Genomic DNA, 13,243 nt, shown 5'->3' on the forward strand with positions numbered 1-13,243 from the left:
TGGTGGCTTGCTTTTGAGATAATCGGATCGTCTAAGAGGGTGATTATTTTGGTTTGAAGATCTTTGAAATCGCTGCGGGGATTTTTCGCAAGAGCCGTCTTTAACTGTTCTAGTGTCTGGGTAAGATCGGGCAGTTTTCGCAGCGCTTCAGCCAATTTTGATTCCATAAATATCCCGCTGGATCCGATTTGATTTTTGAGAGTTTGCGGATCAATGGTTGTTATATTTTTGAGAAAATTTTCAAAAACGGCGGTTTTCATAGCGGTCTCAGGATAAGATTTCAACTCTTTGACGAGGGATTGAAGATTATCGCTAAAACTCCCCATATTTTTGAATGCCGTGGAATTTTTCAGCAGATCGAGAAGCGTTTGATCCGATTTTGAAGCGCTCACTTTATCCTGAAACACTGAAGTAAGGAGCGATTTTATATCCTTTCCCTCTTTGAGGGTCTCAAGTTGCTCCGGTGTGGCATTTTTTATCGCCTCGGAGAGGGCTTTGTTGGTGTTGGGGAGGATAATGTTGAGCCGTGCTTCGGGAGACAAATTTATCATAAGGAAAATAATAACACAGTGGGGCAAAAAAAACTTATTTCTTCTCAGAATTACGTTGACATCGGGTTTTAGCATGCTATAATCTTTAGTAAGCGATCAAGAGGGGTATGGATGCGTTACGTTATGATTTCTTTTATGTACTCTTTTTTCATGAGTACTTTGTTTGCAAAAGTACTCACATTCGGAGTGGTTCCTCAGCAAAGCGCTATGGAGATGATCAAAGAATGGCAGCCGATGGTCAGTTATCTTGAAAAGGCCACGGGAGAGAAAATAGTTCTCAAAGTCGAACGTTCTATCCCTGAATTTGAGAAAGTTTTATACAGCGGCGGATACGATATCGCCTATATGAACCCGTATCATTATGTGGTTGCCCATAAACGTAAAGGGTACAGTGCGAGAGTCCGAGATGAGAAAAATCTTGTGGGAATCGTGGTTGCTCGTAAAGCGGATGGAATCAGTGATATTTCGATCCTAAAAGGAAAACGATTTCTTTTCCCCGCACCCGATGCTTTTGCCGCAACGCTGCTGATTAAATATGAATTGCTGAAAAAGTACGGAATTGATATCAACAAAGAGAAAAACTATCGTTACGTCAATTCCCATGATTCGGTCTATAAAGGGGTATCAAGAGGAATCGGAGATGGCGGCGGCGGTATTGAGCGGACGTTTAACGATCTTCAAGACAAAGAGACCAAAGAGTCTCTCGTCGTTCTTTATAAAACAAAACCTTATCCCAGCCATCCGTTCGCCTTTCATCGCGCTATGACCGGGGAGCTAAAAGAAAAAATGGCAAAAGCGATTGTGGATATGCCGCAAGAATTCCTGGTCTTACTGAGTATGAAGCATTTGCGTGAAACGGATGATGCCGAATTTGATAGCGTGCGCGATATCGCACAACTCCTTCCTTCTGTCGAAGAATAGTTTATGCGATTGTCCTTTCGATATCGGTTTATTCTCTCCTTTTTGAGTATAGAGATACTTTTTATCTCTTTAATCGTTTTTTTTAATTTCATGTCGCTTTCAAAGCTTTCCCGCTCGTTAATTGAAGAAAAAATTGAAACGGGTACGGCACTGTTTACCGAAATGGCTAAAACGCCGCTGATAGTCTACGATTTAGGGACATTGGACAATCAAGCCGAAAGTTTTATAAAATTGAAAAATATTGCTGCCGTCAAAGTTCTAGACAAAGAGCAGCGACTTTTGAGCAATGTCAGTACAGATACACAAATCAATATTGACCGTTTCGATACATTGTCGGGAGATATAGCGGAGAATGGACGAACCTTCAGGCTGGTAAGTGCCCCCATCAAAATAGACAACGAGCAGATCGGTGAGGTAAAGATTCTTTTTGAGATCACCGAAAGTTTGCGGATTATTGATGATAATAGAGAATTGACCTTTTTTCTCATCCTGATAGAGATAAGTATCAGTACTATCATCGCGTATATTGTTGGACATAAGCTGACCAATGCTTTGAATGAGTTGACATTCTATGCCGAGCGGATCGCGCAGGATGAACATACGAATGGTATAGATTCTCATAACAATGGGGATGAAATATCGGTTCTCTCCGAGACGCTGCATCTTATGCAGGATCGTATCGCCGAACGTAATAAGACATTAAATGAAGCGGTAATAAAACTCAAAGAGGATATCGTTCAGCGTAATGAGCTTGAAAATAAATTGATGTTTGAAAAAAGTATTAATAAAACACTGGTTGAGAGTGCCAATGCGATTATCGCGATTATGAATCGTGATGGCGTCATGATTAATATCAACCCCTATGGGGAGTATTTTACCGGATACACTCAACAAGAAATTGCTTCCGAACCGTACTTCTGGGCGAGATTTTTGCCACCGTATATGCAAGACAAAGTTGTCGGTATCATCAAAAATGCGTGTGAAGGAAATATCACTAAAAGTTTTCAAAATGCTTGGGTATCCAAAGAGGGAAAAGAGCGGATGTTTGAGTGGTCGAATGCTTTGGTTTTGGATGAGAACGGTGAAATGCAGTACGTCACGACGATCGGCATTGACATTACGGAACAAAAAGAGCGTCAATTGGAGTTAGAAAAGGCAAAAGAGGCGGCTGAAGCGGCGGCAAAAGCGAAAGCAGACTTTTTAGCCAATATGTCTCACGAAATCCGAACGCCGTTGAACGGTATTATCGGATTGACCGAGTTAGTCCTAAAAACGGATTTGGAACCCAAACAGCGTGATTTTCTCGAAAAGTCAAATCTCTCATCCCATGCGTTGCTGGATGTCATCAATGATATCCTCGACTACTCGAAAATTGAAGCGGGAAAATTTGATTTGGAAAACAAGCCGTTTGAGCTTAACAGTGTGTTAAATAATATCATGAGCCTTTTTGAGTTTCAGGCGATTCAAAAAGGGGTTGCGCTTACGCTGGAGACTCATCTGCAGGAGAGTGTCATGATCGGTGATGCTCTCCGTTTGACACAAATTCTGACCAATCTGGTCGGTAATGCCGTCAAATTTACCGAATCGGGAAGTATTGTGATTCATGTTCAATCAACGGATGAAGATGATGATAGTGTTTGCGTACAATTTAGTGTAAAAGATACCGGTATAGGGATGAATGCTGAGGCACAGCAAAAACTTTTCCAAGAGTTCTCGCAAGCCGATACCTCGATTACCCGCAAATTTGGGGGTTCAGGACTGGGACTTGCTATCTCGAAACAGCTCGCACAAATGATGGGCAGTGATATTCGGGTAGAGAGCGAAGAGGGGATGGGAAGTACGTTTATTTTTACGGTGGAGTTTGGAAAGCTCCAATCGTTTTCTCTCCCATCAGCGGTAGAAAAAATACCGGCTTCCCAAGAGAATTTGGATGCGATCAAAGGTGCTCGAATCTTGCTCGCGGAAGATAACACGATTAATCAGATCGTTGTTGTGGAACTGCTCGAAGCGTTAGAGATGATTGTCGACATAGCGGCCAACGGAAAAGAAGCGGTAGAATTGGCGCAGACGATTCTTTATGATTTGATTCTGATGGATTTGCAGATGCCGGTTATGGACGGATTTGAAGCCGCAAAAGAGATTAGAAAGATACCGGAGTATAAAGAGATTCCCATTGTCGCGCTGAGTGCCGCCGTGATGCAAAAAGACAAAGAACTCACCTCTGCGGTAGGGATGAATGCCCATTTGAGCAAACCCATTGATTATGATGCTTTGACGGATACATTGGTGCGATGGATCAAACCGTTGAGAAGTATCTCAAAATCGGTTGCCCACACGAAAAAAGAGGTTGCCGATTCGGAAATTCTGGGGTCGATAGATGGGATTGATATAAAAGCATTAAGCGATCTTGTCGGAAACGATCCCAAGAAGATAAAGCGGTATTTGCTCTATTTCTGCGATGAGTTTGAGATGATTGATTCTATGCTGGATCTTTCAAGCGTGCAGACGGATTCATTTAACCATTTGGTTCATATTCTAAAAGGGACCGGAGGGAATCTCTCGATGACAAAAGTCTATACTCTTGCAAGTGCGATTGAACAATCCGATGATTTGAGAGAAATTGAAGTTTTGACTCCGGAATTGATTACGGCCGTAAATCAGGTCATTGGGGCAATACGCACTTTTTATCAAGAGGGGAGTGCGGATGAGGAGAGTGCCTCCTACACTATGGTAGAGGTTAAGTCGTTTATTACGATCATAATTGAAGACTTGGCGCAATCCATCGTGATTGATCCGGAGCGTATAGAAGCACTTGAACGTATGCTGCGAGGGGCATGTAATGATGAATCATGTAAAAAAGTGATAGAATATTTACAGACGTATCAATACGATAATGCATTAGTCATGCTTCAAAAAATAGTAGGCTCGATAGAATGAAATATACGAACAGACAGAAAATCTTAATCGTCGACGATGAACCTTTAAATATCTCCGTCGTAGCTGAAATCTTAGGGCATGAGTACGATCTTTTGGTCGCGACCAACGGTGAAAAAGTACTTCAAATCGTCTCCTCAGACCCGAAACCCGATTTGATATTACTCGATATTATGATGCCGGGTATGAATGGTTTTGAGGTGGCAAAACGGCTTAAAACCAATCCGGAAACCCTCCATATCCCGATTATCTTTTTAACGGCAAAACATGATAATGAGAGTATTGTCAAAGGGTTTGAACTCGGTGCTGTCGATTTTGTCTCCAAACCGTTCCAAAAAGAGGAGCTTTTGGCCCGACTCAAAAATACCTTGCAGATATTCAATTTGCGAAATGCACTCAACCGCGCATTGGAAAAAAGCCAGCAGTATGCCAAAACAATCGAGAGTCAAATGAAGCTGATCGATAAAAACATTATTATCTCTTCCACCGATTTGGAAGGGAGAATCATCGAAGTTTCAGACGCTTTTTGCAAAATATCGGGATACACCAAAGAGAAGCTGATCGGGAAGATGCATAGAATACTAAGACATCCCGACATGCCATCATCCCTGTTTGTCAAACTATGGGAAACGATCCTTAATGGGGATACATGGCATGGAGAGATAAAAAATCGGACTAAAAACGGGTCGTTTTACTGGTTGGATACCCTGATATATGCGATAGTCGATGATTTGGGATATAAAATCGGATATACCGCCATCAGTCAAAATATTACCGATAAAAAACGGGTTGAAGAGCTATCCATAACGGATCAGCTGACGAGACTGCACAATCGAATGTATTTGGAAAACAGTTTTAATAAAGAGATCAGACGTGCCAAACGGTACAATCATTCTTTTGCGGTTATTATGCTGGATATCGACCATTTTAAAGAGGTAAACGATACCTATGGACACGATGTGGGGGACAATGTTTTGGTTGCCATTTCAAAAGTATTATCAGAACATATCCGGGAAACCGATATTTTAGGGCGATGGGGGGGAGAAGAGTTCCTCATAATTTGTCCGCATACCTCTAGCGCTGAGGCGTATACTCTGGCAGAAAAGTTGAGAATGTCGATTGATACGTGTCCGATTGATCTAATTGGACATAAAAGCTGCAGTTTCGGAGTCTCCATATTTGATTTAAAAGATGAGAGCTTCAAAGAGGTTGTAAAACATTCCGACGAAGCTCTCTATGCCGCCAAAAACAATGGACGTAACTGTGTGGTTGAGTATAAAGGGTAACGTTGGTGTGCATACTTATTTTGTTGCGGTAATAAAGATGAGATTGTCGATAATATCGATCGACTCTTCCGTATAGACTTCTTCGATTTCACGTATCCCCTCTTCAATCTCTTCGTCGCTGAAAATACTTAGATCCGACATAAAGCGGTGGCGAAGCATTTCATACCAGTTCTCTTTTCGTAAGGTAAACGAATGACTCCGTTTTAGGGTTGTAACCTTGAACCCGCAGGCTTTGAGCTGGGATTCAAAGAGTTCATACGGGGGCTGATTGTGTGCAAAAGCAGTTTTTGCCGATGCAAAAAGAGGGAATGCGACATGTTGCGGACGGGTAATAATGAGGAGTTTCCCTTTTTTTGGGAGTCGGGTATAGACTGCTTGCCAAAAATGCTCTCTCTCATCGATATGGTGAATCACTTCTTTGAGAAGAAGTTTTGAAAACGGAGTTTTTGTCGATATAAAAGCATGCGCGTCCATGCAGAGCGCCGTGATATTTTTCAGCTTTGCCGCCTCGTCGCACATGGCAACGGAAGGTTCGACGCAATACGCTTTTGTCACACCCGATTCGTCTTGTATCCTGCTGGTAAAGGTTCCTGTCCCTCCGCCGAGATCGACGAGAATATCCTCCGCACTCAGAGAAAGATCACGATGAATATGGTTGATAACAAAATCTTTGTAATCATCGGAGAAATACCAAATGCGGTTAAATACTTCTGCAATGGAATCAAAATGATTCGAGGTTGTTAGCGTATCGTATCGGGGGTTATTCATTGAGATAGGAGGAGGGGTGCAATGAGCGTTTATAACACTCTTCCAAATGAGCGGCGAGTACACCGATGACTTTGCGATCAAGTTTATTTTCTTCTCCCATATTATGAATAATCGCGTATGCCTCAGAAGCGCTTAACCCCTTGCGATAAGGGCGATCTTGGACTAATGCTTGAAAGATATCGGCAACGGTGAGGATACGTGCTTCAATCGGGATATTATCGCCTCCAAGATGATAGGGATATCCTTTGGCATCAAGCGTTTCATGGTGCATGGAAGCGATTTTGGCAATATCGTGAAATCCTTTGATTTTGCGGAGAATCATATGCGAATCAAATCCGTGGCGGTTCATATGGGAGCGTTCTTCTTCGTTAAGGGGGCCTGCTTTTTGAAGTATTTCATCCGCAACACGTAATTTCCCCAAATCGTGAAAGAATGCCGAAAGTTCGACTTTTTCTTGTGTTTCGCTTGGAAGGTTGCAGTTTTCTGTGAGATATCTTGCGAGCGAGGCCACTCCATAGGTGTGTTCGGAGGTGAACGTACTTTTGGCATCGACTACGCTCGCGAACATCATCGCAATATTCTTAAGAATTTTAAACGGAACCGAATTGTTTTCTCCCGCTCCGATCCATTCGCTAAAATAGTCGTTGAGCGCTTCATCCTCCATGTAAAACCAAAAAGAGTCCGATGAGGAAGTCTCCATATAAGCATCCACTAATTCAGGTGAAAACATACTTCCGCTGTATTTTTGGATAACCGAAGCGATGTTATGACGCTCAACATTGCTTGCATCCCCCAACTGTACCCGAAGGGCATCGACTCTGTCCGTTAAATAGATCAGATTGGCATACTCTTTGATCTGATCTGAAACGGCGGCTTCAAAATGGTCCCAATGGGTGTGATGATATAAAATAACCGGAGCATATTGATGATAGATCCCGACATTCTGCAACAACGCTGAACCTCGTAGGCAGTGGACTTGAGAATTATCCCAATCGAGTTCATTGACCAGGTGGCTATGGACATCGGTTGAGGATACGCCGCAGTCATGGAGCATTCCTATCATAATAAGATCATCAATACGAGATGGGCTCCATCCTAGTGTTTTAGCGATTTCTGCCGACATAAAAGCGACCCGTTTACCGTGCATCGTATCATCAATGCCGACATAATCGAGCGCCTCAGAAAGGGCATAAGAAACTTCACGCAGATTGACGTTGTAACTCATTATTGCTTCTTCATTTTTTTATCACAATTAGTCTATCGTAAAAGTGTTGCAAACGGAGAGCATTTAGGACATTTTATACGTAAAAAAGCTAGAATATATAAACCTAAGTGTAGATCAAACCGATAAAAACAAATTGTAATATTTTAAGGTTATGTAATGATTTTGAAGAAATTAACTCAATCTTTGTTTAATGGAAAAAAGTCGGTTGAGAACCTTATTTGTGTAAAAGATCTTTCGCCCAGACCTCTTCTGCGTCGATTGATGCTCATTGTATCAATCATGACGCTAATAGGTACGTTAGGGGTTGGAATACTTTTGGTACATCAGCAGCGCCATTTTTTGAATGATATCTTTAGTATTCGAATTGATGATGTCTCCAGTGATTTACAAAAAATTATTGACCAGCAGACATCGGGATTAACCTTGGCTATTCAACCTATCGCTGCCGATGATAGGATGAAAAAAGCGTTGAGAGAAGGGGATCGTAAACGTCTTTTACACGATTGGCAGAGTGTATTTGAGACGATGAAAAACGAAAATCATCTTACCCATTTTTACTTTTTGGACAAAAATCGGGTCTGCTTGCTGCGGGTACACAATCCTTCAAAACACGGCGATTTGATAGACCGCTTTACTGCGCAGAAAGCCGAGTGGACCCATAAACGTTCCTCTGGTATAGAAATCGGTCCGTTAGGAACTTTTACCCTGCGTGTCGTTCAACCTGTTTATGATCAGGGAGTGCTAATCGGATACATCGAGTTGGGCAAAGAGATTGAAGACGTCTTGGAAGCGCTTCATGAACGCTCAACGGACAATATTGCGGTATTGATACACAAAAAATATATAAAACAGCGTCCTTGGGAAGAGGGGATGCGTATGTTGGGACGTGAATCCAACTGGAGCCAACTTCCCAATGATGCCGTTATTTATACCTCTCAACAAAAACTGCCCGATCCTTTTTTAGACGTGGCTAAACATCATGAAGAAAATCACTGTCTTCATCGAATTACCGACGCGGAAATCTCGTATGGCGGAAAAGAGTGGCGGGTATCGATGATTCCTCTGAAAGATGCTTCGGGAAAAGAGATCGGTGATCTGATGCTGATGAACGACATTAGTTTCGAGAGTGGTGAATTTATCCGATTTATTGCTAACAGTGCTGCTATAGGTATCGTGTTGATGGGGGCTTTCTTAGGCTTTATCTTTTTGGTTTTACGGCGAACGGATAGCAATATACGTCGTCAGCAAAGCAACCTGCGAGAGAGTGAAGAGCGCTTCGAACAGATTGCCGAACAGAGCCGAACGTTTGTGTGGGAAGTGGATGCAGAGGGAAAATTCACGTATGTCAGTACCATGGTAGAAAAAGTTTTAGGGTATCAAAGTGAAGAACTTGTCGGGCATAAATATTTTTATGACATTCATCCCTCAGAGGGGAGAGAATCGTTTAAAAAAATAGTCCATGAAATTTTTGAGCGCAAAGAGTCGTTTGAAAATCTTACAAATTTGGCTGTTACGCGAGACGGCGATACGATTTGGCTTTCGACGAACGGTATTGCAATGGTGAAAAATGACGGAAATTTATTGGGATATCGAGGCAGTAATACAGATATTAGCGAACGCAAATTTTCAGAAGAAAAAATTAACGGGCTGGCTTTTTTTGATCAGCTGACAGCGTTGCCGAACCGTACCCTTTTGATGGATCGATTGAAGCAGGCGACGGCAGCCAGTTCGCGAAGCGGAAATTACGGGGCATTGCTCTTTATTGATTTGGATAATTTCAAAACTCTTAATGATACTCTCGGGCACGATATCGGGGATAATCTTTTAAAACTTGTTGCCCAGCGTTTGAGTGTCTGTGTACGGGAAGGGGATACCGTCTCTCGGTTTGGGGGTGATGAATTTGTTGTGGTTCTGGGAGGGCTCAGTTCAAATGAAACCGATGCCGCGACGGCAAGCGAACTTGTTGCGGAAAAAATTCTAGCTTCCTTGAATCAGCCCTATTTTCTTGGGGGAATTAATCATCGAAGTACAGCCAGTATAGGGATTACTTTATTCAAAGGGGATTGTACCTCCATTGATGATTTAATGAAACAAGCGGATTTGGCTATGTATAAATCCAAAGATGCCGGACGTAACGGACTGAGCTTTTTTGATCCGAAGATGGAACATACCCTAAAAGAGCGCGCCGCGTTGGAAGAGGATCTTCGTATCGGGATAGAGGAAAAACAGTTTATCCTCTATTATCAGGCGCAAGTCGTCAAAAATGATCATATCGTAGGTGCTGAGGCTTTGGTTCGATGGCAGCATCCAACGCGCGGTATAGTATCGCCATCAGAGTTCATCCCGGTTGCCGAAGAGACAGCCCTTATCCTCCCTCTAGGGGAGTGGATTTTAAAAAAGGCATGTAAACAGTTAGCGTTATGGTCTTACATCCCGGAAATGGCAGAAGTAACGATAGCGGTCAATGTCAGTGCTCGTCAGTTCGGCCAAAACGATTTTGTTGCGCAGGTACTCTCTATCCTTCGTGAGACCAATGCCAATCCGAAGAGACTCAAATTGGAGCTTACGGAGAGCCTTTTGGTTCAAAACGTGGAAGAGGTAATTGAAAAAATGGTTGCTCTCAAAAATGAAGGGGTATGCTTTTCTCTGGATGATTTCGGGACAGGTTACTCATCCCTTTCGTATTTAAAACGTCTACCTCTCGATCAACTGAAAATCGATCAAAGTTTTGTTCGTGATCTTTTGGTTGACCCTAATGATGCCATTATCTGTAAATCGACAATTGCATTAGCCGAGAGTATGGGTCTCTCGGTCATAGCTGAGGGGGTAGAAACACAAGCACAGCGTGATGCCCTCTGCAATATCGGATGCTATTCGTATCAGGGATATTGGTTTAGTCGGCCGGTGCCGTTAGATGAATTTGAGGCGCTTCATAAAAGCACCGGACTAAGTCTAGAAAAGTGACTTTAAGATTGTTTTGGTATTCTTGATTAGCAATAAAAGGAAACGGTAAATGGTTGAAGCTAATGCATTAAAACAACTACGTACTTCTTTGCGGCCGTATGCGCTGCTGTATGTGGAAGATAATGTAGGATTAAGCAATCAAGCGGCTGTTTTATTCAAAAAAATATTTGAAACGGTGCACATCGCTTATGATGGAGAAGAGGGTTTAAAACTTTTTAACGAATATCATCCGGCTATTGTCATAACCGATATTACGATGCCGAAAATGGACGGTTTGACGATGGCGGAAGCCATTATGAAAATAGATTCTGATGTTAAAGTGATTATCACAACGGCACATGATGATCATGACCTTCTCCATCAGGGGATTCGAGTCGGAGTCTTTGATTATCTGGTCAAGCCGATCCGCATTGAGAATCTGACCGAAACCCTCACCCGATGTGCTGATTCCATCAAAGAAGAGCTCCATCACAAAATTTTCAATGCTAATTTGCACACGATTTTTAACTATCAAAACAATATCGTCGTATTGTTACAAGGGCAAAAAATCGTTATGGCAAATCAGCCGTGTCTCGAATTTTTTGCCGCAGAGAGTGTTGAATCTCTACGGCAGCGGTTTGAAGTATTTGGGGAATTATTACTCAAACACAGCGGTTTTTTGTATAACCATGAAGGGATAGATTGGTTTTTAGAGATATCCAAACATCCCGGAAAATTGTTTAACGTTAAAATTGCCGGTGCCGACGAAGAACATCACCATTTTATCCTTCGCTTTCAGAGCATTCCCGAAAAAGAGGGGTATGGTGTTCTTTCGCTGAATGACGTAAGTGAATTGGGGCTTCTCAAACTTTACGATGCATCGGCTGTCGAGCAGGAGCGTTTATCCAAAGATGAGAAAATGGTGCGCGGGCTGCTTGATATGGCGATGCGAAACGGGGCAAAAATTCGTGCCCATAATCTTTACAAAGGGATTAGTATCACGAACGATGCCCTTATTACGGAGATCAGTGACAAAGAGGTTGTCTTAAAAACCCCCCATGTGCAGCTCAAAGCAATGCAGTATGAGAAAGAGTTTTTTCTCACTTCAGAGTTATTTCCGATAGCTATTTTTTGCAATAGTATAGATCGATTCGATTTTGACGACCAATCCGTCTGTTTCAATCACTATCAAATGGTCAATACTTCTCCGACGCGTCGGCAAGCGATACGGGTTATACCGGATAAACATTTAACGGTTACACTGCTGTATGAAGAGCATAAATTTGAAACAGAAATCGTTGTTATGGATATCTCAATCAATGCCGTCAGACTTCGGCTTCCGACACTTCCCTCGGGCTTTGCCGTCAAACAAAATGTTGTGTTGGATATTGTGTTGGTTACGGTACTTCGTCCGTTAATTATCAACACCGTTGCCGAGATATTTCGTATTCATGAAGAACCGCATCACTTTGAGGTTATTTGCACCTTTGCTTTACATGAGCAGGCACACAAAAATTTGATCGATTATATTGCGAAACGCCAAATGGTTTTGATTCGAGAATTTAAAGGGATGCAGTGTGAAAAATGAAGCATTGCTTTATGACGACGGAAATCACAAATGTGTGATGTTCAGTCTAGAAGATGAAGAACACCGTGAATATTCTCTTTCGGTCAACCAATTTTTGATTATTCAAAAAGGGGGAGCCGTTTTAATTGATCCGGGAAGCGGGGGGATATTTAGTGAATTGTATGATGCCGTATCGGCGCATATCGATCCGCAAAAAATAAAATATATCTTTTTTTCTCATCAAGACCCCGATGTGGCCGGTGCAATTGCGGAATGGAGTATTGCGACGTCGGCGAAATTGGTGATGTCGCAGTTGTGGACTCGCTTTATGGGACATTACGGTTTGATGGACATGGGCAGACTTATTGCCCTTGAAGATCATGGGGCAAGGATCAAGTTCGGAGAGGAATTTTTACAATTTATACCGGCCCATTTTCTCCACAGTCCGGGAAATTTTTCACTCTATGACAGCCGATCAAAAATTCTTTTTTCCGGTGATATCGGGGCGGCTGTTTTATCTCCGCAGAATCTTCATAAAAATGTGGATGATTTTGAAGAGCATCGGCCGTTTTTAGAAAGTTTCCATTCTCGTTATATGGCATCAAACCATTTTTGTCGAGCATGGGGGATGTGTGTACGGCAATACGATGTAGAGATAATTGCCCCTCAACACGGATCATTGTTCAAAGCGGAGATGGTACAACACTTTTTGGAATGGTTTGAAAATGTTCAGGGGGGATTGGAACATTGCGATGAGCTTTACGGGTGCGTGTAATATTCACCGTTAGGTAATTAAGAGGTAGAGTATGATAAAATACCCTAATTATTTGCGCCTACGGTTGGCGCTATGACGAACTTGCCATCAACTGCACTTTCACCCCTATTTCTTCCCCCTGCCTAAAACCGTCCTGAGTTACGACTTTGGTTGGGCCTAACCACCAAAGGAACTTTATATGACATTTACCGATCTAAACCTAAACGCGTCGTTGCTCAAAGCAATTACTGATCAAGGATACACAACCCCTACCCCTGTTCAAGCCCAAGCCAT

Annotated in this window: 9 protein-coding genes; 6 read left to right on the plus strand and 3 right to left on the minus strand. The window is 42.4% G+C overall.

From position 1 onward, the window contains the following. The coding region (locus Q0C19_RS07045; RefSeq protein WP_295054413.1) for a hypothetical protein at nt 1-551 on the minus strand (551 nt) is incomplete at its 3' end. A 150-nt stretch (nt 552-701) separates the two neighbouring features. On the opposite strand from Q0C19_RS07045, the gene Q0C19_RS07050 reads away from it, so the two are divergent. The 3 genes from Q0C19_RS07050 (at nt 702) to Q0C19_RS07060 (ending at nt 5,692) form a co-directional block, all read left to right on the plus strand. Next, a complete protein-coding gene (locus Q0C19_RS07050; protein WP_295054416.1) occupies nt 702-1,472 on the plus strand; it encodes a PhnD/SsuA/transferrin family substrate-binding protein in 771 nt (256 codons plus the stop codon). 90 nt (nt 1,473-1,562) lie between these two features. Beyond that, nucleotides 1,563-4,409 carry an ATP-binding protein gene (locus tag Q0C19_RS07055; RefSeq protein ID WP_295054419.1) on the plus strand — a complete coding sequence of 949 codons (2,847 nt, stop codon included), beginning with the start codon at nt 1,563-1,565 and terminating at the stop codon, nt 4,407-4,409. Beyond that, nucleotides 4,406-5,692: a diguanylate cyclase gene (locus tag Q0C19_RS07060; RefSeq protein ID WP_295054421.1), complete on the plus strand. Its 1,287-nt coding sequence runs from the start codon at nt 4,406-4,408 to the stop codon at nt 5,690-5,692. The genes Q0C19_RS07055 and Q0C19_RS07060 overlap by 4 nt, the downstream gene beginning before the upstream one ends. Nucleotides 5,693-5,707: 15 nt before the next feature. On the opposite strand, the gene Q0C19_RS07065 is transcribed toward Q0C19_RS07060, so the two are convergent. Beyond that, a complete protein-coding gene (locus Q0C19_RS07065; protein WP_295054424.1) occupies nt 5,708-6,460 on the minus strand; it encodes a class I SAM-dependent methyltransferase in 753 nt (250 codons plus the stop codon). Continuing rightward, nucleotides 6,453-7,685: an HD domain-containing phosphohydrolase gene (locus Q0C19_RS07070; protein WP_295054427.1), complete on the minus strand. Its 1,233-nt coding sequence runs from the start codon at nt 7,683-7,685 to the stop codon at nt 6,453-6,455. Before Q0C19_RS07070 ends, Q0C19_RS07065 begins: the two co-directional genes overlap by 8 nt. A 261-nt stretch (nt 7,686-7,946) precedes the next feature. Here Q0C19_RS07070 and Q0C19_RS07075 point away from each other — a divergent pair, with 261 nt between their 5' ends. Genes Q0C19_RS07075 through Q0C19_RS07085 form a run of 3 tightly spaced genes read left to right on the plus strand, consistent with a single transcriptional unit; the run spans nt 7,947 to nt 12,970 of the window. Then, nucleotides 7,947-10,649 carry an EAL domain-containing protein gene (locus Q0C19_RS07075; protein ID WP_295054430.1) on the plus strand — a complete coding sequence of 901 codons (2,703 nt, stop codon included), beginning with the start codon at nt 7,947-7,949 and terminating at the stop codon, nt 10,647-10,649. A gap of 49 nt (nt 10,650-10,698) precedes the next feature. Next, nucleotides 10,699-12,216 carry a response regulator gene (locus Q0C19_RS07080; protein ID WP_295054433.1) on the plus strand — a complete coding sequence of 506 codons (1,518 nt, stop codon included), beginning with the start codon at nt 10,699-10,701 and terminating at the stop codon, nt 12,214-12,216. Continuing rightward, entirely contained in the window at nt 12,206-12,970 is a 765-nt protein-coding gene (locus Q0C19_RS07085) for an MBL fold metallo-hydrolase (protein WP_295054436.1), read from the plus strand. Before Q0C19_RS07080 ends, Q0C19_RS07085 begins: the two co-directional genes overlap by 11 nt. Nucleotides 12,971-13,243 lie beyond the last annotated feature (273 nt).

This window comes from Sulfuricurvum sp., from assembly GCF_023250475.1.
Lineage (GTDB): Bacteria > Campylobacterota > Campylobacteria > Campylobacterales > Sulfurimonadaceae > Sulfuricurvum.